The sequence below is a fragment of the Paraburkholderia bannensis NBRC 103871 genome, from assembly GCF_000685015.1.
GTDB lineage: Bacteria > Pseudomonadota > Gammaproteobacteria > Burkholderiales > Burkholderiaceae > Paraburkholderia > Paraburkholderia bannensis.
On record NZ_BAYA01000022.1, the window covers coordinates 120,383 to 135,281 of the forward strand.

Sequence of the window (14,899 nt, forward strand, 5' to 3'; positions counted from 1 at the left end):
AAAAAGCCAGGCTAGGCCTGGCTTTTTTGCGCGCCGCTCAACCGTGAGATCGAGCGACTGAAAGCTTATTCCGCTTCCTGGATGTTCTCTTCCGTGACTTCCGGACGGTCGAGCAGTTCGACCAGTGCCATCGGTGCGTTGTCGCCAACACGGAAACCGAACTTCAGGATACGCAGGTAGCCGCCCGGACGGTTCGCGAAACGCGGACCGAGCACGTCGAACAGCTTCGTGACCGAGTCACGATCGCGCAGGCGGTTGAACGCCAGACGACGGTTTGCCAGCGACGGCTTCTTGCCCAGCGTGATGAGGGGCTCGACAACCTTACGGAGTTCCTTCGCCTTCGGCAGCGTCGTCTTGATGACTTCGTGCTCGATCAGCGAGTTGGACATGTTACGGAGCATTGCCAGACGGTGGCTGCTCGTGCGGTTCAGTTTCCGCAGACCATGACGGTGACGCATTTCAATTTCCTTGAAACAAAGTTTTAGTCCAGCTCTTCTATCGCCTCTTTATGAGGCACGGGCCGGTACGTGAAAAGGCAAGACGCGGATTTTAAAGGAAAATCCGCGTCCGTGCCACATTACTTACTTGTCGAGACCAGCCGGCGGCCAGTTTTCGAGCTTCATGCCGAGCGTGAGACCGCGGGAAGCAAGCACTTCCTTGATCTCGTTGAGCGACTTGCGACCCAGATTCGGGGTCTTGAGCAGCTCGTTCTCGGTACGCTGGATCAGGTCGCCGATGTAGTAGATGTTCTCGGCCTTCAGGCAGTTCGCCGAGCGAACCGTGAGTTCGAGATCGTCCACCGGACGCAGCAGGATCGGGTCGATCTGCGGCGCACGCGACGGCGCTTCCGCTGCCGTTTCGGTGCCTTCCAGTGCAGCGAACACCGACAGCTGATCCACGAGGATGCGAGCCGACTGGCGAATCGCTTCCTCAGGCGAGATCACGCCGTTGGTTTCGATGTTCATGACGAGCTTGTCGAGGTCGGTGCGCTGTTCGACACGCGCGCTTTCCACTGCATAGCTCACGCGGCGAACCGGCGAGAACGACGCGTCCAGGACGATGCGGCCAATGATCTTGGCCGATTCGTCGCCGTAACGGCGCACGTTGCCCGGCACGTAGCCACGGCCCTTCTCAATCTTGATCTGCACGTCGAGCTTGCCGCCCTTCGTCAGATGCGCAACGACGTGTTCCGGGTTGATGACTTCGCAGTCGTGCGAGAGTTCGATGTCGCCAGCGGTGACAACGCCTTCGCCTTCCTTGCGCAGCGTAACCGTCACTTCGTCACGGTTATGCAGCTTGAAGACCACGCCCTTCAGGTTCAACAGCAGGTTGACCACATCCTCTTGCACACCGTCGAGCGTCGAGTATTCGTGCACGACGCCTGCGATCGTCACTTCGGTCGGCGCGTAGCCCACCATCGACGACAGCAGCACGCGCCGAAGCGCGTTACCCAAGGTATGGCCATAACCGCGTTCGAACGGCTCCATGACCACTTTCGCGTGGTTGTCGCCGAGCGATTCCACAGCGATGATCTTGGGTTTCAACAAACTGGTTTGCATAGGTTTTCCTTTTCAATACCCTCGGCTCGTTACACCGATAAGGCTGAGATGGCCACAACCTGAAAAAAACAGCCGAGGCCACCTCCTGCGCGAAGCACAGAGGCTACCCCGGCCGTCAATTCGATTAACGCGAATACAATTCGACGATCAGGCTCTCGTTGATGTCGCCAGCGATGTCGCTGCGCTCCGGCACGCTCTTGAACGTACCTTCGAACTTCTTCGCGTCGACTGCAACCCAACCTGCCATGCCGCCTTGCTCAGCCAGCGACAGCGCTTCAGCGATACGCACTTGCTTCTTCGCCTTTTCGCGAATAGCAATGACGTCGCCTGCCTTAACTTGCATCGACGGGATGTTCGCGACGACGCCGTTCAGCGTGAGAGCCTTGTGGCTCACGAGCTGACGCGCTTCAGCGCGGGTCGATGCGAAGCCCATGCGGTACACGACGTTGTCGAGACGCGATTCGAGCAGTTGCAGCAGGTTTTCGCCGGTGGCGCCCTTGCGACGGTCCGCTTCCGCGAAGTAGCGGCGGAACTGACGCTCCAGCACGCCGTAGATGCGCTTCACTTTTTGCTTTTCGCGCAGCTGCGTGCCGTAGTCGGACGTACGAGCACCCGACGTGCGGCCATGCTGGCCCGGCTTGCTGTCAAGCTTGCACTTGTCAGCGAGCGAGCGGCGTGCGCTCTTCAGGAAGAGGTCGGTGCCTTCACGGCGGGACAGCTTGGCCTTCGGGCCGATATAACGTGCCACGTTGCTTTCCTTCGATAATTGATCACGCAAAGCCTAAAACGGGGAGACCCCGCGGCTCGCGCTAGTTCTGCCCTTTGGACAGAACGGTGGGCTTAGTCAATTCAATAGCGCCAAGAGCCTGGGACGCCGTTACCGGCGGCTCAGGCAGTCGGCAAGCGCGACGCCTTAGATACGACGGCGCTTCGGCGGACGGCAGCCGTTGTGCGGGACCGGCGTAACGTCGGAGATCGCGGTGATCTTGATGCCAAGACCATGCAGCGCGCGCACCGCCGATTCGCGACCCGGGCCGGGGCCCTTGATACGCACTTCGAGGTTCTTGACGCCGTATTCCATTGCAACACGGCCAGCCGATTCAGCTGCGACCTGAGCTGCGAAGGGCGTCGATTTACGCGAACCCTTGAAGCCCTGACCGCCCGACGTTGCCCAGGCAAGTGCATTGCCTTGACGATCGGTGATCGTGATGATCGTGTTGTTGAACGACGCGTGAACGTGAACCACGCCCTCGGCGACGTTCTTCTTAACCTTCTTGCGAACGCGTTGCGCCGCGGAGTTGTTCGAAGCCTTAGCCATTACGTTTTCCTGTAACTGTCAGAACCGCTTACTTCTTCAGCGACTGTGCTGCGCGGCGCGGACCCTTGCGCGTACGTGCGTTGGTACGCGTACGCTGGCCACGCAGGGGCAGGCCCTTGCGATGGCGCACGCCGCGGTAGCAGCCGAGGTCCATCAGGCGCTTGATGTTCATCGTCGTTTCACGGCGCAGATCGCCTTCGACAACAAACTTGCCCACTTCCTCACGCAGCTTTTCGAGATCCGCGTCGTCCAGGTCTTTGACCTTCTTGTTAAACGGCACACCCGCTGCCACGCAGATGTTGCGCGAACGCGTGCGGCCAACACCGAAAATTGCCGTCAGGCCGATTTCAGTGTGCTGGTGGTTCGGGATGTTAACCCCTGCAATACGAGCCATTGTTTTTCCTCAAACAAAAAGCGCAAGCAAAAGCGCGCTGATCAGCCTTGACGCTGCTTGTGGCGCGGGTCCGAGCTGCAGATCACGCGAACGACGCCGTTGCGCTTGATGATTTTGCAGTTGCGGCAAATGCGCTTTACCGATGCCATCACTTTCATGATATTACCCTTTTTCTAAATCACTTCGCCCGGAACACGATCCGCGCACGCGACAGATCGTAAGGCGTCAACTCAACCGTCACCTTGTCGCCAGGAAGAATACGGATGTAGTGCATCCGCATTTTCCCGGAAATATGCCCCAGAACGACATGGCCGTTTTCCAGCTTCACCCGGAAGGTTGCGTTGGGGAGGTTTTCGATGACCTCACCCTGCATCTGGATTACATCGTCTTTGGCCATATGTCCTTACCGCATCGGGACTCCACCGCCCTTGAAGTTAGCCTTCTTGAGCAGGGATTCATATTGTTGCGACATAACGTACGACTGCACCTGCGCCATGAAGTCCATTGTGACGACGACAATGATCAGCAGCGACGTGCCACCAAAATAAAACGGCACATTCCAGCGCAGCACCAGAAACTCCGGCAACAGGCAGACGAACACGATATAGATCGCACCGGCCAGCGTCAGACGCGTGAGGATGCGGTCGATATAGCGAGCCGTCTGATCGCCCGGGCGGATGCCAGGTACGAACGCGCCACTCTTCTTCAGGTTGTCGGCCGTCTCCCTGCTGTTGAACACCAGAGCGGTGTAGAAAAAGCAGAAGAAAACGATCGCCAACGCGTACAGCAACACGTACACGGGCTGGCCAGGCTTGAGGGCTTCGGCCACGTTGTGCAGCGTGCTCGCGAACCAGTTGGTTTGCGACCCCGAACTGAACCAGTTCAGGATGGTTGCCGGGAACAGGATGATCGACGATGCAAAGATCGGCGGAATCACGCCCGACATGTTCAGCTTCAGCGGCAGGTGCGACGACTGCCCACCGTAAATCTTGTTACCAACCTGACGCTTCGCATAGTTCACGAGGATCTTGCGCTGGCCGCGTTCGATGAACACCACCAGGTACGTCACGGCTGCGATCAGCGCGACAATGATGATCGCCGAGACCGGGCCCATCGAGCCGGTTTGCACCAGCGAGAAGAGACCACCGATCGCGTTCGGGAAACCCGCTGCGATACCGCCGAAGATGATGATCGAGATACCGTTGCCAAGCCCGCGTTCCGTGATCTGCTCACCGAGCCACATCAGGAACATCGTGCCCGTCACCAGCGTGACGACCGTCGTCAGGCGGAACACCATGCCCGGATCAATCACGAGCGCCGGCTGGTTTTCCAGCGCGACTGCAATGCCGAAGGCCTGAAAGGTCGCCAGCACTACCGTGAAGACCCGCGTGTACTGCGTGATCTTGCGTTGTCCAGCCTGCCCTTCCTTCTTCAGCGCCTCGAGCTGCGGCGAGACAATCGCCATCAGCTGCAGGATGATCGACGCCGAGATATACGGCATCACACCCAGCGCGAAGATCGTGAAGCGAGACAGTGCACCACCCGAGAACATGTTGAACATGCCCAGGATGCCGCCTGACTGGCGTTGGAAGAGCTTCGCCAGTTGATCCGGGTCAATGCCCGGCACCGGAATATGCGCGCCGATGCGATAAACGACCAACGCCAGCAGCAAGAACATTGCACGCCGGCGCAGGTCGCCGAACTTCGGAGCGCTGCGACCGGTTTTTGCGAGACTCGGGCTGTTAGCCAAGTACCTTCTCCGATGCAGATGTTAGTGACGGCGGGCAAGCCCGCACGCACCACTCACAATCACTCGGCAAAAGAACCGCCTGCTGCTTCAATCGCAGCACGCGCATTCTTCGTCGCACCCAGGCCCTTGACCACGACCTTGCGCTTGATCTCGCCGGTGGCGATGATCTTTGCGGAACGGGTCATTTCGCCAACGAGGCCTGCCTGCTTGAGGGCCAGCAGATCGATTTCGTCGACCGGCAGCTTCTCAATGTCGGAGAGGCGCACTTCACCGACGAATTCCTTCGTCAGCGAGGTGAAGCCACGCTTCGGCAGACGACGCTGCAGAGGCATCTGACCGCCTTCGAAGCCGACTTTGTGGAAGCCGCCCGAACGCGATTTTTGACCCTTGTGACCACGGCCAGCGGTCTTGCCGAGGCCGGAGCCGATGCCGCGACCGACGCGACGCTTTGCGTGCTTCGCACCTTCTGCCGGCTTCAGGTTATTCAATTCCATTTTCAACTCCTGGAGTCCTGGTCGGGCTTAGCCGATGACCTTGACGAGGTACGAGACCTTGTTGATCATGCCGCGCACTGCCGGCGTGTCCTGCAGCTCGGAAACCGAGTTCAGGCGGCGCAGGCCGAGACCGCGCACAGTGGCACGGTGCGTATCGCGGGTCCCAATCAGGCTCTTGACGAGCTGAACCTTGACAGTTTTTTCAGACATGGTGCCCACCCTTAGCCCAGAATTTCTTCGACGGACTTGCCGCGCTTCGCCGCGATGTCAGCCGGGGTCGACTGCTTGCGCAGACCGTCCAGCGTGGCACGAACGAGGTTGTACGGGTTCGTCGAACCGTGGCTCTTGGCCACGACGTTCTGCACGCCCATCACGTCGAACACTGCGCGCATCGGGCCGCCGGCGATCACGCCCGTACCTGCCTTCGCCGGAGCGAGGAGGACGACCGATGCGCCGTGCTTGCCGTGCACTTCGTGTTGCAGGGTGCCGTTCTTCAGGGGCACCTTGAACATGTTGCGGCGAGCTTGTTCCATCGCCTTCTGGACAGCGACGGGCACTTCTTTCGACTTGCCCTTGCCCATACCGACGCGGCCATCACCATCGCCAACCACGGTCAGAGCGGCGAAACCGAGAATACGGCCGCCCTTCACAACCTTGGTCACGCGATTGACCGAAATCATTTTTTCGCGAAGGCCGTCGTCGCGTTCGTCAGCCTGAACTTTCGCTTGCATCTTTGCCATGACGAATTCCTTCCTTAGAACTTGAGCCCGGCTTCGCGCGCAGCATCAGCCAGCGCTTTAACGCGGCCGTGATAGCGGAAACCCGAGCGGTCAAAGGCGACGGATTCGATGCCGGCGGCCTTAGCCTTTTCTGCAATACGCTTGCCGATCAGCGAGGCAGCGGCGACGTTGCCGCCCTTGCCCGACTGGTCAGCCAGTTGCGCACGCACTTCGGCTTCAAGCGTCGACGCGCTGGCCAGCACCTTGGTGCCGCAGGGCGAGAACACTTGCGCATAGATGTGCGTGTTCGTGCGATGCACGGCCAGACGCGCGACCTGCAGCTCAGCGATCTTGAGACGCGTCTGACGAGCGCGGCGCAGGCGAGATTGAGTCTTATCCATGATTGCGCACCCTTACTTCTTCTTCGTTTCTTTGAGGATCACGACCTCGTTGGCGTAACGCACACCCTTGCCCTTGTAGGGCTCCGGCGGGCGATAACCGCGCACTTCGGCAGCGGTCTGGCCAACTTTCTGCTTGTCGATCCCCTTGATCACGATTTCCGTTTGCGACGGGGTCTCGGCCTTGACGCCTTCCGGCATCTGGTGCACCACGGGGTGCGAGAAACCCAGCGACAGGTTCAGCTTGTCGCCTTGCGCTTGAGCACGGTAACCAACGCCAACCAGCGTCAGCTTGCGCTCAAAGCCCTTCGTCACGCCTTGCACCATGTTCGCGACGATCGCGCGCATCGTGCCCGACATCGCATTGGCTTCGCGGCTGTCGTCCGTCGGCTCAAACTTGAGCACGCCGTCTTCGTTCACCACCTTCACGAGGCGGTTCGCAGCTTGCGAAATCGTACCCAGCGCGCCCTTGACGGTAATCTTCTCGTCGCTGAGCGTCGCTTCTGCGCCTTGCAGCGCGACCGGGCTCTTACCTACTCGAGACATGTTTCTTCTCCTTAGGTCTTAAGCGACGTAGCAGATAACTTCGCCGCCGACGCCAGTTGCGCGCGCCTTGCGGTCCGTCATCACACCCTTCGGCGTCGACACGATCGCAACGCCCAGGCCATTCATGACCTGCGGGATGTCGTTGCGGCCGCGGTACACGCGCAGACCCGGCTTCGAGACGCGTTCGATGCGCTCGATAACGGGACGGCCAGCGTAGTACTTCAACGCGATGTTCAATTCCGACTTCGCACCTTCGGTTTTCACCGCGAAGTCGTCGATATAACCTTCGTCCTTCAGAACCTGCGCAATCGCAATCTTCACTTTCGACGAGGGCATAGCAACCGAAACCTTCTCGACCATCTGCGCATTGCGGATGCGAGTCAGCATATCGGCGATAGGATCACTCATGCTCATTTATGTTTCTCCTATTACCAGCTCGCCTTGGTGATGCCAGGGATCTCACCACGGAACGCGATTTCACGAATCTTGTTACGTGCGAGACCGAATTTGCGGAACGTACCACGCGGACGACCCGTGATCGCGCAGCGGTTACGCTTGCGGGTCGGGTTCGAGTTGCGCGGCAGTTGTTGCAGTTCGAGGCGAGCTGCGTAACGCTCTTCTTCCGACTTGCTTTGGTCGTCGATGATCGCCTTCAGCTCTGCGCGCTTCGGCGCAAATTTAGCTGCCAGACGAGCGCGCTTCTTTTCACGTTCGATCAGTGCCAGTTTAGCCACGGTAACCTCAGTTTCTGAACGGGAACTTGAAGCTGGCGAGCAGTGCCTTTGCTTCTTCGTCGGTCTTCGCGGTCGTCGTGATGCTGATGTTCAGCCCACGCAGCGCGTCGATCTTGTCGTAGTCGATTTCGGGGAAAATGATCTGCTCTTTCACACCGATGTTGTAGTTACCACGGCCGTCGAACGCCTTGCCCGACACGCCACGGAAGTCGCGCACGCGGGGGAGCGCAACCGTCACGAAACGGTCCAGGAATTCGTACATGGCATTGCCACGCAGGGTAACCATCGTGCCAATCGGGTAGCTTTCGCGGATCTTGAAACCAGCGATTGCCTTACGCGACTTGGTGATGACGGGCTTCTGGCCGGCGATCTTCGTGAGGTCGCCAACGGCGTGCTCGAGGACCTTCTTGTCAGCGACGGCTTCACCGACACCCATGTTCAGGGTGATCTTGGTGAGGCGCGGCACTTCCATGACCGACTTGTAACCGAACTTCTCGATCAGGCCAGGAACGACCTTCTCTTTATAAAATTCTTGCAAACGTGCCATTTTTTACTCCGCAGCGTCAGGCGCTCAGGACAGCACCGGTCGTCTTCAGGAAACGAACCTTCTTGTCCCCTTCGACCTTGATGCCCACGCGCGACGGCTTACCGTTCGCGTCGACCAATGCGACGTTCGAGATAGCCAGCGGCATAGCCTTGGCTTCCACGCCACCCGTCGTACCCTTCATGGGGTTCGGCTTAACATGCTTCTTCGCAATGTTGATGCCTTCGACAGTAACGCGCTCTTCGCCAATCGCCACTACGACGCCGCGCTTGCCTTTGTCTTTGCCAGTGACGACGATAACTTCGTCACCCTTGCGAATCTTGTTCATCGCGACTCCTTACAGCACTTCCGGCGCCAGCGAAACGATCTTCATGAATCGTTCGCTACGCAGCTCACGCGTAACCGGCCCAAAAATACGGGTGCCGATCGGCTCAAGCTTGGTGTTCAAAAGCACGGCGGCGTTGCCATCGAACTTGATCAGCGAGCCGTCTTGACGGCGCACGCCCTTGGCGGTACGAACCACAACAGCGTTGTAGATTTCGCCCTTTTTCACGCGCCCGCGCGGCGTTGCTTCCTTGACGGTCACCTTGATGATGTCGCCAATGCTGGCATAACGACGCTTCGAGCCGCCGAGCACCTTGATGCACATGACTTCACGCGCACCCGTGTTGTCGGCTACTTCAAGCCGAGTTTCGGTCTGGATCATGGTTTATCTTTCCCAACTTAATCCGGTCGCGCCACCATGGCACATCCGGTCAGTCTTGGTCCCGTCAGCCGCGCCGCCACTAGAACGACATGCTCAGCTGCTTGGGTTAGAACAGCAGCGACGGCAAACGAAACCGGCCATCGCATTCCGGTGAATCTTGCAGATCCGGACTGGCGCCCGAACCACTTCCCTCACTACTTCTGCCCGCTGCTTTGCCAACAACGCGCCCATAAAGAGGGAAGACCAAGACTATAACTCGATAATCTTGGTCTAGCAAGCGAAATCTTTAGCGATTTCAACAACTTCGCATCCCGGAGAAAAGGTTCTCCGGGATGTTGCATCACTTTTTAGATGATGCGAGCCGCTTCGAGCAGCTTCGACACGGTCCAGGCCTTCGTCTTCGAGAGAGGACGGGTCTCCTGGATTTCAACGAGGTCACCCTCGTTGTACGTGTTCGCTTCGTCGTGAGCGTGGTACTTCTTCGACTGCACGACGTACTTGCCGTAGATCGGGTGCTTAACGCGGCGCTCGACCAGGACGGTGACCGTCTTGTCCATCTTGTTGCTGACGACCTTGCCGACCAGCGTCCGCTTAAGCGAGGTTTTCACGCTTTCGTTCATTTCTGGTTCGCCTTCTGAGTCAGGACGGTCCGCACACGTGCGATGTCGCGACGAACCTTCTTCAGCTGGCTCGTGTTCGTGAGCTGCTGGGTCGCGAGTTGCATGCGCAGGCCGAATTGCGCCTTCAAGAGGTCCGACAGCTCTTGGTCGAGCGCGGCCTTGTCTTTCTGAAGAAGTTCAGATGCCTTCATCAATCACTCCTTAGGCGCCGAGCTGGCGAACCATGAAGACCGTCTTCAGCGGCAGCTTGGCTGCAGCCAGACGGAAGGCTTCACGGGCCAGTTCTTCGGACACACCGTCCATTTCATACAGCATCTTGCCCGGCTGAATCTCAGCGACGTAGTACTCAGGGTTACCCTTACCGTTACCCATACGCACTTCCGCCGGCTTTTGCGAGATCGGCTTATCCGGGAAGATACGGATCCAGATGCGGCCACCACGCTTGATGTGACGCGTCATTGCACGACGTGCCGATTCAATCTGGCGTGCGGTCAGGCGACCACGACCGATAGCCTTCAGACCGTATTCACCGAACGAAACTGCGTTGCCGCGAGTTGCGATACCGGTGTTACGACCCTTCTGCTCTTTGCGATACTTCCTGCGTTTCGGTTGCAGCATCGTTATTCTCCAGTCTTGCCGTCACCGCCGGCACGGCGCGGTGCGCCACGACGTGCGCCCGGAGCGCCTTCACCATCACGGCGCGGACGACGATCGCCCGGGCGTGCGTTACGGCGCGGACGCTTTTCTTCGGCGACTTCTTCAACCACCGGTGCGTCGTTGCGGCCGAGCGTATCGCCCTTGTAGACCCAAACCTTCACGCCGATGATGCCGTACGTCGTCTTCGCTTCCGAGGTTGCGTAGTCGATGTCTGCACGCAGCGTGTGAAGCGGCACTCGACCTTCGCGGTACCACTCGGTACGTGCGATTTCGATACCGTTCAGACGGCCGGCGCTCATGATCTTGATGCCCTGGGCACCCAGACGCATCGCGTTCTGCATCGCGCGCTTCATTGCGCGACGGAACATGATGCGGCGCTCGAGCTGTTGCGTGATCGAGTCAGCGATCAGTTGCGCATCGGTTTCCGGCTTGCGGATTTCTTCGATGTTGACGTGAACGGGCACGCCCATGCGCTTTTGCAGTTCGGCCTTGAGGAGTTCGATGTCCTCGCCCTTCTTGCCGATAACCACACCCGGACGCGAGCTGTAAATCGTGATACGAGCGTTCTTTGCCGGACGCTCGATCACAACACGGCCCACCGAAGCGTTCTTCAGCTTCTTCTTCAGGTATTCACGAACACCGATGTCTTCCTTCAACATCGCCGCGAAATTGTTGTTGTTCGCGTACCAACGCGACGCCCAATTGCGGCTGACGGCCAAACGGAAGCCAGTCGGATGAATTTTCTGTCCCATCGTATGGCTCCTTAATTCCCGACCGTCACAGTGATGTGACACGATTGCTTCTCGATGCGGTTACCGCGACCCTTAGCGCGTGCGGTGAAACGCTTCAGCGAAGCAGCCTTGTCGACGTAGATGCTCTTGATCTTGAGCTCGTCGATGTCAGCACCTTCGTTGTGTTCTGCATTGGCGATAGCCGACAGCACAACCTTTTTCACGATGCCAGCCGCTTTCTTCGGCGAGAACGTCAGAACGTTCAGTGCCTTGTCGACCGGCAGACCACGGATCTGGTCAGCCACAAGGCGCGTCTTTTGCGCCGAGATGCGGGCACCGCGATGAATTGCCTTCACTTCCATCTTGATTGCCCCTTATTTCTTGGCCTTCTTGTCGGCTGCGTGACCCTTGAACGTACGGGTCAGTGCGAACTCGCCAAGCTTGTGGCCGACCATGTTTTCCGTGACATACACGGGAACGTGTTGACGGCCGTTATGAACGGCGATCGTCAGACCGATGAAGTCCGGCAGGATCGTCGAACGACGCGACCAGGTCTTGATAGGTTTCTTGTCGCGCGTCGCTGCAGCCGCCTCAACCTTCTTCAGCAAATGGGCGTCGCAGAACGGACCTTTCTTAATAGAACGTGCCATTGCCTACTCCTTAACGCTTGTGACGGCGCTGGACGATCATGCTCGTCGTGCGCTTGTTGCTGCGGGTGCGGTAACCCTTAGCCGGCGTGCCCCACGGGCTAACCGGATCGCGACCTGCAGCAGTCTTACCCTCACCACCACCGTGCGGGTGATCGACCGGGTTCATTGCAACGCCACGGACCGTCGGGCGGATACCGCGCCAGCGGTTCGCGCCAGCCTTACCGATTTGACGGAGGCTGTGCTCTTCGTTGCCGACTTCACCGATCGTTGCGCGGCACTCAACGTGGACGCGGCGGATTTCACCCGAGCGCAGGCGAACCTGTGCGTAGATGCCTTCGCGTGCCAGCAGCATTGCCGACGTACCAGCCGAACGCGCGATCTGCGCGCCCTTGCCCGGCAGCATTTCGATGCAGTGGATCGTCGTACCGACCGGAATGTTGCGGATCGGCAGGGTGTTGCCTGCGCGGATCGGCGCTTCCGAACCCGACATCAGCTGCGTGCCAACCGTCACGCCCTTCGGCGCGATGATGTAGCGGCGCTCGCCGTCTGCGTACAGAACCAGCGCGATGTTCGCGCTACGGTTCGGGTCGTACTCGAGACGCTCGACCTTCGCTGCGATACCGTCCTTGTTGCGACGGAAATCGATCAGGCGGTAGTGCTGCTTGTGACCACCACCCTGGTGACGCGTCGTGATACGACCGTTGTTGTTACGACCAGCCTTCGAGGACTTCTTTTCGAGCAGCGCTGCGAACGGCGCACCCTTATGGAGGTCCTTGTTGACGATCTTGACCATCGCGCGGCGACCCGGCGAAGTCGGCTTAACTTTCACGATTGCCATGATTACTTGGCCTCCGCTTCAAAGTTGATTTCCTGGCCGGGCTTCAGGCACACGTACGCCTTCTTGACGTCCTTGCGCTTGCCGTTGAAACGGCCGAAACGCTTGGCCTTGCCCTTCTGGACAAGCACGTTCACCGACTCAACTTCAACCTTGAACATCAGCTCGACAGCAGCCTTGACTTCCTGCTTGTTCGCGTCCGGCGCGACTTCGAAGACGACTTGTTCGTTCTTCTCAGCCACCAGGGTCGCCTTTTCGGAGATCACCGGTGCGAGCAGGACCTGCATCAAACGATGATCGTTCTTGCGAATCTCGCTCATGACAGCAACTCCTCGATCTGGGCAACCGCAGCCTTCGTGATCAGGATCTTCTTGAAGTAGATCAGCGAGAGCGGGTCGGCAAAGCGCGGCTCAACGACTGCCACGTGGGGCAGGTTGCGCGACGCCAGGAACAGGTTCTCGTCGACCGTGTCGGTAATGACCAGCACGGATTCGAGACCCATGGCCTTGAATTTTTCAGCCAGCAGCTTCGTCTTGGGCGCTTCGAGCGAAAACTCTTCGACGACCGAGATGCGGCCTTCACGGGCCAGCTGCGAGAAGATCGAGCAGAGGCCTGCGCGATGCATCTTCTTGTTGACCTTGTGAGCGAAGTTTTCTTCCGGCGAATTCGGGAAGATGCGACCACCGCCACGCCACAACGGGCTCGACGACATACCGGCACGAGCGCGGCCCGTACCCTTCTGACGCCACGGCTTCTTGGTGGTGTGCTTGACCTGCTCACGGTCCTTCTGCGCGCGGTTACCGCTGCGCGCGTTCGCCTGATAGGCGACAACGATCTGGTGAATCAGCGCTTCGTTGTAGTCACGGCCGAACACGACGTCCGACGCGTTAACTGCTGCGCCATCCTGACCATTAGCGTTCAGGAGCTTCAGTTCCATTATTGCGCTCCTTTCTTGGCGCGGGCCTTGACAGCCGGCGTCACGAAAACCTTGCCGCCCTTTGCACCCGGGACAGCACCCTTCACGAGCAGCAGCTTGCGCTCTGCGTCGATACGGGCGATTTCGAGGTTTTGCACCGTCACGGTTTCGTCACCCATGTGACCGGTCATGCGCTTACCCGGGAAAACACGACCCGGATCCTGCGCCATACCGATCGAGCCCGGCACGTTGTGCGAGCGCGAGTTACCGTGCGAAGCACGACCCGATGCGAAGTTGTAACGCTTGATGGTACCGGCGTAGCCCTTACCGATCGAGGTGCCTTGCACGTCGACTTTCTGGCCTTCCGAGAAGAGATCCACACCGATCACGGCGCCATTCGACAGTTCGGCGGCCTTAGCGGCGTCGATCTGGAATTCCTTGAGGATTTCACCGGCTTGAACACCGGCTTTGGCGAGATGACCTGCGATCGGCTTCGTCACGCGCGAAGCGCGGCGCGTACCGAACGCAACCTGCACGGCCGTGTAGCCGTCGGTTTCAACAGTCTTGATCTGCGTCACGCGGTTGTCGGACACGTCCAGCACGGTCACGGGAATCGAATCCCCGTCAGCCGTGAAGATGCGCGTCATGCCAACCTTGCGACCTACGAGTCCAAGGCTCATCGTTTTCTCCATTCCCGACTGCGATTGGTCGGGGCTAATTTACAAAGTACCGGCATGTTTTCGAGGTAAAGGCCCGAAAAGTCACACCGATTTTTTGCGCAAATGCGCGAAAAGACGTCAAGTATAACGTCCTCCCACGATTTCCGCAAGCAATCAAAGACTTAGCGCGTTCAGGCTATCCTGACCGCGCTGGAGACTCTTACTGCAGCTTGATTTCGACGTCCACACCAGCCGGGAGGTCCAGCTTCATCAGTGCGTCAACGGTCTTGTCCGTCGGATCGACGATGTCCATCAGGCGCAGGTGGGTGCGGATTTCGAGCTGGTCGCGCGACGTCTTGTTGACGTGCGGCGAGCGCAGGATGTCGAAACGCTGGATACGCGTCGGCAGCGGCACCGGACCGCGAACGATCGCGCCCGTACGCTTTGCGGTTTCGACGATTTCAGCAGCCGACTGGTCGATCAGGCGGTAGTCGAAAGCCTTCAGGCGGATACGGATTTTTTGGTTCTGCATGATGATTCCTTAAAAAGAGCGAGGCGGACTTGCGCCGCCAGACAATATAAAGAGCGCAGGTTCGCCCCGCGACAAGGCGTCGCGGGGCGAACCCAGGGTACATCAACTTCTAAAGCAAGCCGAGTATTGTACTCGAA

General features: G+C 58.8%; 29 protein-coding genes. All 29 read right to left on the bottom strand.

The features are described 5' to 3' along the window. Positions 1–65: 65 nt before the first annotated feature. Positions 66–458, bottom strand: coding sequence for a 50S ribosomal protein L17 (gene rplQ, locus BBA01S_RS27925; protein WP_027819334.1), 393 nt, complete (start codon positions 456–458; stop codon positions 66–68). Between the two features lie 123 nt (positions 459–581). Beyond that, positions 582–1,559 carry a DNA-directed RNA polymerase subunit alpha gene (locus BBA01S_RS27930; RefSeq protein WP_027819335.1) on the bottom strand — a complete coding sequence of 326 codons (978 nt, stop codon included), beginning with the start codon at positions 1,557–1,559 and terminating at the stop codon, positions 582–584. 124 nt (positions 1,560–1,683) lie between these two features. Continuing rightward, the gene (rpsD, locus tag BBA01S_RS27935; protein WP_027819336.1) at positions 1,684–2,307 is read right to left on the bottom strand and encodes a 30S ribosomal protein S4; all 624 of its coding nucleotides are present in this window, start codon (positions 2,305–2,307) and stop codon (positions 1,684–1,686) included. Positions 2,308–2,472: 165 nt separating this feature from the next. Next, positions 2,473–2,877: a 30S ribosomal protein S11 gene (gene rpsK, locus BBA01S_RS27940; protein WP_006052224.1), complete on the bottom strand. Its 405-nt coding sequence runs from the start codon at positions 2,875–2,877 to the stop codon at positions 2,473–2,475. Between the two features lie 28 nt (positions 2,878–2,905). Further along, on the bottom strand, positions 2,906–3,271 hold the full coding sequence (gene rpsM, locus BBA01S_RS27945; RefSeq protein WP_027819337.1) for a 30S ribosomal protein S13: 366 nt from the start codon (positions 3,269–3,271) through the stop codon (positions 2,906–2,908). Between the two features lie 41 nt (positions 3,272–3,312). After that, on the bottom strand, positions 3,313–3,429 hold the full coding sequence (gene rpmJ, locus BBA01S_RS27950) for a 50S ribosomal protein L36 (protein ID WP_027819338.1): 117 nt from the start codon (positions 3,427–3,429) through the stop codon (positions 3,313–3,315). Between the two features lie 20 nt (positions 3,430–3,449). Beyond that, on the bottom strand, positions 3,450–3,668 hold the full coding sequence (infA, locus tag BBA01S_RS27955; protein ID WP_004521905.1) for a translation initiation factor IF-1: 219 nt from the start codon (positions 3,666–3,668) through the stop codon (positions 3,450–3,452). A gap of 6 nt (positions 3,669–3,674) precedes the next feature. Beyond that, positions 3,675–5,021, bottom strand: a complete 1,347-nt coding sequence (gene secY / locus BBA01S_RS27960; protein ID WP_027819339.1) for a preprotein translocase subunit SecY — start codon at positions 5,019–5,021, stop codon at positions 3,675–3,677. A gap of 59 nt (positions 5,022–5,080) precedes the next feature. Beyond that, positions 5,081–5,515 carry a 50S ribosomal protein L15 gene (gene rplO, locus BBA01S_RS27965; protein WP_027819340.1) on the bottom strand — a complete coding sequence of 145 codons (435 nt, stop codon included), beginning with the start codon at positions 5,513–5,515 and terminating at the stop codon, positions 5,081–5,083. 27 nt (positions 5,516–5,542) lie between these two features. Then, on the bottom strand, positions 5,543–5,725 hold the full coding sequence (rpmD, locus tag BBA01S_RS27970; protein WP_027819341.1) for a 50S ribosomal protein L30: 183 nt from the start codon (positions 5,723–5,725) through the stop codon (positions 5,543–5,545). Positions 5,726–5,736: 11 nt separating this feature from the next. Then, complete coding sequence (gene rpsE, locus BBA01S_RS27975) at positions 5,737–6,255, bottom strand: 30S ribosomal protein S5 (protein WP_027819342.1); 519 nt, start codon at positions 6,253–6,255, stop codon at positions 5,737–5,739. A 14-nt stretch (positions 6,256–6,269) separates the two neighbouring features. After that, a complete protein-coding gene (rplR, locus tag BBA01S_RS27980) occupies positions 6,270–6,635 on the bottom strand; it encodes a 50S ribosomal protein L18 (protein WP_027819343.1) in 366 nt (121 codons plus the stop codon). Positions 6,636–6,647: 12 nt separating this feature from the next. Beyond that, positions 6,648–7,178, bottom strand: coding sequence for a 50S ribosomal protein L6 (rplF, locus tag BBA01S_RS27985; RefSeq protein WP_027819344.1), 531 nt, complete (start codon positions 7,176–7,178; stop codon positions 6,648–6,650). Positions 7,179–7,196: 18 nt separating this feature from the next. Further along, positions 7,197–7,592 (bottom strand): 30S ribosomal protein S8, encoded by a 396-nt coding sequence (rpsH, locus tag BBA01S_RS27990; protein ID WP_027819345.1) that lies wholly within the window; start codon positions 7,590–7,592, stop codon positions 7,197–7,199. Positions 7,593–7,606: 14 nt separating this feature from the next. Then, a complete protein-coding gene (gene rpsN / locus BBA01S_RS27995) occupies positions 7,607–7,912 on the bottom strand; it encodes a 30S ribosomal protein S14 (protein ID WP_027819346.1) in 306 nt (101 codons plus the stop codon). A 7-nt stretch (positions 7,913–7,919) separates the two neighbouring features. Then, positions 7,920–8,459 carry a 50S ribosomal protein L5 gene (gene rplE / locus BBA01S_RS28000; RefSeq protein WP_027819347.1) on the bottom strand — a complete coding sequence of 180 codons (540 nt, stop codon included), beginning with the start codon at positions 8,457–8,459 and terminating at the stop codon, positions 7,920–7,922. A 16-nt stretch (positions 8,460–8,475) separates the two neighbouring features. Then, positions 8,476–8,784, bottom strand: a complete 309-nt coding sequence (gene rplX / locus BBA01S_RS28005) for a 50S ribosomal protein L24 (RefSeq protein ID WP_027819348.1) — start codon at positions 8,782–8,784, stop codon at positions 8,476–8,478. 9 nt (positions 8,785–8,793) lie between these two features. Beyond that, the gene (rplN, locus tag BBA01S_RS28010; RefSeq protein WP_006998478.1) at positions 8,794–9,162 is read right to left on the bottom strand and encodes a 50S ribosomal protein L14; all 369 of its coding nucleotides are present in this window, start codon (positions 9,160–9,162) and stop codon (positions 8,794–8,796) included. Between the two features lie 347 nt (positions 9,163–9,509). Next, complete coding sequence (gene rpsQ, locus BBA01S_RS28015) at positions 9,510–9,782, bottom strand: 30S ribosomal protein S17 (RefSeq protein ID WP_027819349.1); 273 nt, start codon at positions 9,780–9,782, stop codon at positions 9,510–9,512. Continuing rightward, positions 9,779–9,973 carry a 50S ribosomal protein L29 gene (rpmC, locus tag BBA01S_RS28020; protein ID WP_027819350.1) on the bottom strand — a complete coding sequence of 65 codons (195 nt, stop codon included), beginning with the start codon at positions 9,971–9,973 and terminating at the stop codon, positions 9,779–9,781. The genes rpsQ and rpmC overlap by 4 nt, the downstream gene beginning before the upstream one ends. Before the next feature lie 10 nt (positions 9,974–9,983). Further along, positions 9,984–10,400: a 50S ribosomal protein L16 gene (rplP, locus tag BBA01S_RS28025; protein ID WP_027819351.1), complete on the bottom strand. Its 417-nt coding sequence runs from the start codon at positions 10,398–10,400 to the stop codon at positions 9,984–9,986. A gap of 2 nt (positions 10,401–10,402) precedes the next feature. Next, positions 10,403–11,191, bottom strand: coding sequence for a 30S ribosomal protein S3 (gene rpsC, locus BBA01S_RS28030; RefSeq protein WP_027819352.1), 789 nt, complete (start codon positions 11,189–11,191; stop codon positions 10,403–10,405). A gap of 11 nt (positions 11,192–11,202) precedes the next feature. Continuing rightward, on the bottom strand, positions 11,203–11,532 hold the full coding sequence (gene rplV / locus BBA01S_RS28035; RefSeq protein ID WP_004199272.1) for a 50S ribosomal protein L22: 330 nt from the start codon (positions 11,530–11,532) through the stop codon (positions 11,203–11,205). Positions 11,533–11,544: 12 nt separating this feature from the next. Further along, the gene (rpsS, locus tag BBA01S_RS28040; protein ID WP_027797286.1) at positions 11,545–11,820 is read right to left on the bottom strand and encodes a 30S ribosomal protein S19; all 276 of its coding nucleotides are present in this window, start codon (positions 11,818–11,820) and stop codon (positions 11,545–11,547) included. A gap of 10 nt (positions 11,821–11,830) precedes the next feature. Further along, positions 11,831–12,658, bottom strand: coding sequence for a 50S ribosomal protein L2 (gene rplB / locus BBA01S_RS28045; RefSeq protein ID WP_027819353.1), 828 nt, complete (start codon positions 12,656–12,658; stop codon positions 11,831–11,833). Between the two features lie 2 nt (positions 12,659–12,660). Further along, positions 12,661–12,975 carry a 50S ribosomal protein L23 gene (rplW, locus tag BBA01S_RS28050; RefSeq protein WP_027819354.1) on the bottom strand — a complete coding sequence of 105 codons (315 nt, stop codon included), beginning with the start codon at positions 12,973–12,975 and terminating at the stop codon, positions 12,661–12,663. Continuing rightward, complete coding sequence (rplD, locus tag BBA01S_RS28055; RefSeq protein WP_027819355.1) at positions 12,972–13,592, bottom strand: 50S ribosomal protein L4; 621 nt, start codon at positions 13,590–13,592, stop codon at positions 12,972–12,974. Before rplD ends, rplW begins: the two co-directional genes overlap by 4 nt. Next, on the bottom strand, positions 13,592–14,251 hold the full coding sequence (gene rplC, locus BBA01S_RS28060) for a 50S ribosomal protein L3 (RefSeq protein WP_027819356.1): 660 nt from the start codon (positions 14,249–14,251) through the stop codon (positions 13,592–13,594). The genes rplD and rplC overlap by 1 nt, the downstream gene beginning before the upstream one ends. Positions 14,252–14,450: 199 nt before the next feature. Next, positions 14,451–14,762, bottom strand: coding sequence for a 30S ribosomal protein S10 (gene rpsJ, locus BBA01S_RS28065; RefSeq protein WP_027819357.1), 312 nt, complete (start codon positions 14,760–14,762; stop codon positions 14,451–14,453). Between the last annotated feature and the right edge of the window lie 137 nt (positions 14,763–14,899).

Excerpts from the sequence above, each read along its gene's own strand:
- rplP (WP_027819351.1), bottom strand. The coding sequence starts at position 10,400 with ATGCTGCAACCGAAACGCAGGAAGTATCGCAAAGAGCAGAAGGGTCGT.
- rplC (WP_027819356.1), bottom strand. The coding sequence starts at position 14,251 with ATGAGCCTTGGACTCGTAGGTCGCAAGGTTGGCATGACGCGCATCTTC.
- rpsM (WP_027819337.1), bottom strand. The coding sequence starts at position 3,271 with ATGGCTCGTATTGCAGGGGTTAACATCCCGAACCACCAGCACACTGAA.
- rplX (WP_027819348.1), bottom strand. The coding sequence starts at position 8,784 with ATGAACAAGATTCGCAAGGGTGACGAAGTTATCGTCGTCACTGGCAAA.
- rpsS (WP_027797286.1), bottom strand. The coding sequence starts at position 11,820 with ATGGCACGTTCTATTAAGAAAGGTCCGTTCTGCGACGCCCATTTGCTG.
- rplO (WP_027819340.1), bottom strand. The coding sequence starts at position 5,515 with ATGGAATTGAATAACCTGAAGCCGGCAGAAGGTGCGAAGCACGCAAAG.
- rpsE (WP_027819342.1), bottom strand. The coding sequence starts at position 6,255 with ATGGCAAAGATGCAAGCGAAAGTTCAGGCTGACGAACGCGACGACGGC.
- rpmC (WP_027819350.1), bottom strand. The coding sequence starts at position 9,973 with ATGAAGGCATCTGAACTTCTTCAGAAAGACAAGGCCGCGCTCGACCAA.
- rplQ (WP_027819334.1), bottom strand. The coding sequence starts at position 458 with ATGCGTCACCGTCATGGTCTGCGGAAACTGAACCGCACGAGCAGCCAC.
- rplB (WP_027819353.1), bottom strand. The coding sequence starts at position 12,658 with ATGGCAATCGTGAAAGTTAAGCCGACTTCGCCGGGTCGCCGCGCGATG.
- rplN (WP_006998478.1), bottom strand. The coding sequence starts at position 9,162 with ATGATCCAGACCGAAACTCGGCTTGAAGTAGCCGACAACACGGGTGCG.
- BBA01S_RS27930 (WP_027819335.1), bottom strand. The coding sequence starts at position 1,559 with ATGCAAACCAGTTTGTTGAAACCCAAGATCATCGCTGTGGAATCGCTC.
- rpmD (WP_027819341.1), bottom strand. The coding sequence starts at position 5,725 with ATGTCTGAAAAAACTGTCAAGGTTCAGCTCGTCAAGAGCCTGATTGGG.
- rpsK (WP_006052224.1), bottom strand. The coding sequence starts at position 2,877 with ATGGCTAAGGCTTCGAACAACTCCGCGGCGCAACGCGTTCGCAAGAAG.
- rpsQ (WP_027819349.1), bottom strand. The coding sequence starts at position 9,782 with ATGAACGAAAGCGTGAAAACCTCGCTTAAGCGGACGCTGGTCGGCAAG.
- rpmJ (WP_027819338.1), bottom strand. The coding sequence starts at position 3,429 with ATGAAAGTGATGGCATCGGTAAAGCGCATTTGCCGCAACTGCAAAATC.
- infA (WP_004521905.1), bottom strand. The coding sequence starts at position 3,668 with ATGGCCAAAGACGATGTAATCCAGATGCAGGGTGAGGTCATCGAAAAC.
- rplV (WP_004199272.1), bottom strand. The coding sequence starts at position 11,532 with ATGGAAGTGAAGGCAATTCATCGCGGTGCCCGCATCTCGGCGCAAAAG.
- rplW (WP_027819354.1), bottom strand. The coding sequence starts at position 12,975 with ATGAGCGAGATTCGCAAGAACGATCATCGTTTGATGCAGGTCCTGCTC.
- rplD (WP_027819355.1), bottom strand. The coding sequence starts at position 13,592 with ATGGAACTGAAGCTCCTGAACGCTAATGGTCAGGATGGCGCAGCAGTT.
- rplE (WP_027819347.1), bottom strand. The coding sequence starts at position 8,459 with ATGGCACGTTTGCAAGAATTTTATAAAGAGAAGGTCGTTCCTGGCCTG.
- rpsH (WP_027819345.1), bottom strand. The coding sequence starts at position 7,592 with ATGAGCATGAGTGATCCTATCGCCGATATGCTGACTCGCATCCGCAAT.
- rpsC (WP_027819352.1), bottom strand. The coding sequence starts at position 11,191 with ATGGGACAGAAAATTCATCCGACTGGCTTCCGTTTGGCCGTCAGCCGC.
- rpsJ (WP_027819357.1), bottom strand. The coding sequence starts at position 14,762 with ATGCAGAACCAAAAAATCCGTATCCGCCTGAAGGCTTTCGACTACCGC.
- rplR (WP_027819343.1), bottom strand. The coding sequence starts at position 6,635 with ATGGATAAGACTCAATCTCGCCTGCGCCGCGCTCGTCAGACGCGTCTC.
- rplF (WP_027819344.1), bottom strand. The coding sequence starts at position 7,178 with ATGTCTCGAGTAGGTAAGAGCCCGGTCGCGCTGCAAGGCGCAGAAGCG.